The organism is Cesiribacter andamanensis AMV16 (assembly GCF_000348925.1).
Classification (GTDB): Bacteria; Bacteroidota; Bacteroidia; order Cytophagales; family Cyclobacteriaceae; genus Cesiribacter; species Cesiribacter andamanensis.
Window position 1 is genome coordinate 1 of record NZ_AODQ01000216.1, and the last position, 3,106, is coordinate 3,106.

Annotated in this window: 2 protein-coding genes and 1 pseudogene; all 3 read left to right on the top strand. The window is 55.7% G+C overall.

The features are described from left to right. Positions 1-655: pseudogene (locus tag ADICEAN_RS22850) on the top strand (hypothetical protein); the annotation flags it as partial. Positions 656-667: 12 nt separating this feature from the next. Next, complete coding sequence (locus ADICEAN_RS20505; RefSeq protein ID WP_009197597.1) at positions 668-2,137, top strand: RagB/SusD family nutrient uptake outer membrane protein; 1,470 nt, start codon at positions 668-670, stop codon at positions 2,135-2,137. A 38-nt stretch (positions 2,138-2,175) separates the two neighbouring features. Next, positions 2,176-3,087, top strand: a complete 912-nt coding sequence (locus ADICEAN_RS20510; protein WP_009197598.1) for a hypothetical protein — start codon at positions 2,176-2,178, stop codon at positions 3,085-3,087. Positions 3,088-3,106 lie beyond the last annotated feature (19 nt).

The following is a 3,106-nucleotide window of genomic DNA, read 5'->3' on the forward strand; positions in this document are numbered from 1 at the left end:
CATCTTCCAGAGCAATGACGAGGCGGCCTCCAGCCCGGTGCTGGTGGGCCAGCGCCCTGCCGCAGGCGATCGCCGCTACCGCGACATCAGCGGCCCCGATGGGGTGCCCGATGGGGTGATCAACGATTTTGACCGCACCATCATCGGCTCGGCCCAGCCCGATTTTATCTGGGGCCTCAACAATGAACTTTCCTTCCGGGGTATTAGCCTTTCCTTTTTCTTTCAGGGATCACAGGGCAACGAAATGGCTAACATGAACCTGCTGAACCTGGAGAATGTAAACGGCCAGCAAAACGTACTGGCCGAGGCCGGCCTGAACCGCTGGACTCCCCAGAACCCCAGCAACCGCTATGCCCGGGCCCTGGCTACGGCCACCGACAATGTGTTCTCCTCCCGCTTTATCGAAGATGCCTCCTATGTGCGCCTCAAGAACCTGACGCTGGGCTATAGCCTGCCGGCTCCGCTGCTGGAGCGCATTAAGGTAAGCAATGTGCGTATTTATGCCAGCGCCACCAACCTCTGGACCCTGACCAACTACAGCGGCTACGATCCGGAGGGCAACGCCTATGGTGCTTCTACCAACCTGGTAGGGGTGGATGATGGCAACTATCCGCAGGCCAAAACTTACCTGCTGGGCATTAACCTGGGCTTTTAATCAGACATGATCATGAATACCCTATTTTCTTTTAAATACTGGCCTTCTCTTACAGCCTTTCTGCTGCTGGGCCTGGGCCTTGGGTTGAGCTCCTGCGAAGATTTTCTGGAAGAAGACCCGCAGGACCGCATTGCACAAAGTAATTTTTATGCAACCGCCCAGGATGCCGAGTCGGCCGTAAATGCCATTTATGCCTATCTGGGCTCTTATTCGGCCGGCAATACGGCCGGTATTTACCACAGTACTTTCTGGATCACCGTGGGCCTGGCCTCGGATGAAATGATCAACAACCAGCTGGGCACCCTCTGGAACGATGAACTGGGCACCTTTAGCCACAATGCCGAAAATGCCAATGCCCTGGAGATCTGGCAGATGCACTACAAAGTAATCTACCTGGCCAACATTGCCATAGACCGCATTCCACTCATCAACATGGACCCTACCCTGCGGGACCGGCTGGTAAACGAAGCCAAATTTCTGCGGGGCCTTATGTACTTTAACCTGGTGCGCATGTATGGCCGGGTTCCCCTGCTGGTAAGTGAAAACAGCCCCCTGTTTCCGGAAGCTGCCAGCCCCGAAGCCATATACGGGCAGATCATCCAGGACCTGACCGCCGCCGAGGCGCTACCGCCTGACGGCAGTATACAGGAGGGCAGAGCTACCCGCGGAGCCGCCAAGGCGCTGCTGGCTAAAGTCTATCTGACGCAGGGCAATTTTCCGCTGGCCTCGGCCAAGGCCCTGGAGGTGATCAACTCCGGCACCTACGCGCTTTGGGAAGATTTTGCCGATGTGTTTAAGCTCAGCAGCCGCGGTGGCAAAGAGGCCATCTTTTCGGTGGGCTTTGGCGATGCCGACGGTGCCATTATTTTCTGGGAGGTAGGTCAGTTTAATGTTCGCCTGCTGCCGGCGGAGCTCAGCCGGCACCGGGCTGCTGTGTCCAATACCCACGGCTGGCAGGTAGCTACCCCGGATCTCTACAATTCCTTTTCGGATGAAGACGAGCGCAAGGCCGTAACCTTCATGACCGAGCTGGTAGCCGACAACGGCAATGTGATTCCCCTGAGCCGTATTCATATCCAGAAGTTCTGGGACAGTGTGGCCGACCCCACCGCCGGAGGTTCTTATAATGATTTTCCGGTGATCCGCTATGCCGATGTGCTGCTGATCTATGCCGAGGCCAAGGCCGAAGAGGGCGATTTTACCACGGCCAATTTGTATCTGAACCGGGTGCGAAACAGAGCAGGCCTGGCGGATGTTGAGATCACAGGCATAGCGGCCTTTCGGGAAGCCATACTGGAAGAGCGCCGCAAGGAGTTTGTGGCCGAGGGCCATCGCTGGTTTGATCTGGTGCGTATGAACAAACTGGAGGAAAAAGTACAGCAGGCAAAAGGCCTTCCGGTAGATCCGGCCTATTACCTCTTTCCAATCCCCCAGCGGGAGCGCAACGTAAATCCTAACCTGCCCCAAAACACAGGCTATTAATATAGAAAACCATCATAACGTTTAAACTTAAAACCAGTATGAAATCAATCAATCGCTTTTTTACCTACAGCCTGCTGCTGAGCGCCCTGGTAGCGTTTACCGGCTGCGGAGACGACGATGATCCGGCTCCGGACAATACCATTACCCTAGCCGTTACCGGCACCGACCTGGAAACCACTGGTGCGGGCATGTACCGCTATGCAGTAGAATCCGGCGAGGAAGTGGCCCTTACCGTAACGGCGCAGGCACCGGCCGGCCTTAGCAACCTGGTAATTACCAAGACCATCAACAACCAGGTAGACCAGAGCTATGGCACCAATGGGAGCACTACGGTAAATGCCACCGGCAACAGCCTTACCCACAATTTCACCTATACCCCCGATGCCGAGGATGTAGACCAGCTGGTAGGCTTTACCTTTGAGGCCACCAATGCCAATGGCGTATCGGAAGAAGTGGTGCTGACCCTGGTGGTTACCCTCTCGCCCATTGATAACCTGCCTCGCAGACAATGGAACCTGACCTCTGTGTATTGGGTGGATGAGGAAGAAGAAGGCATCAAGGAGTGCGAAAAAGATAACTACTGGCTGCTGAATGAAGACGGCACCATGGAAGTAGGCTATGGCGAAGATACCGCCACCGGCGACTGTGCGTTTGATGGCTTCAACGTATGGGAAACCTGGGAGATCACCGAAGAAGATGGAGTACAGTACTTTACCCGCAGAGGCTACGGCATCTTTGATCCCGAGACTCCTCTGGAAGAAACTTTCACCATAAATGAGCTCACCACCACCACCATGAAGCTGCAGCAGACCGTAGACCTGTCTGAGCTGGGTGGCGATGCTGAAGAAACCTTCATCTACACTTACGAAGCCGGCCCCGGTAGGCCGGCCCCCGGTAGGCCGGCCCCCGGTAGGCCGGACCCCGGAAGGCCGGCCCCCGGAAATCGGTAGATCCGGTAAACCATAAAAA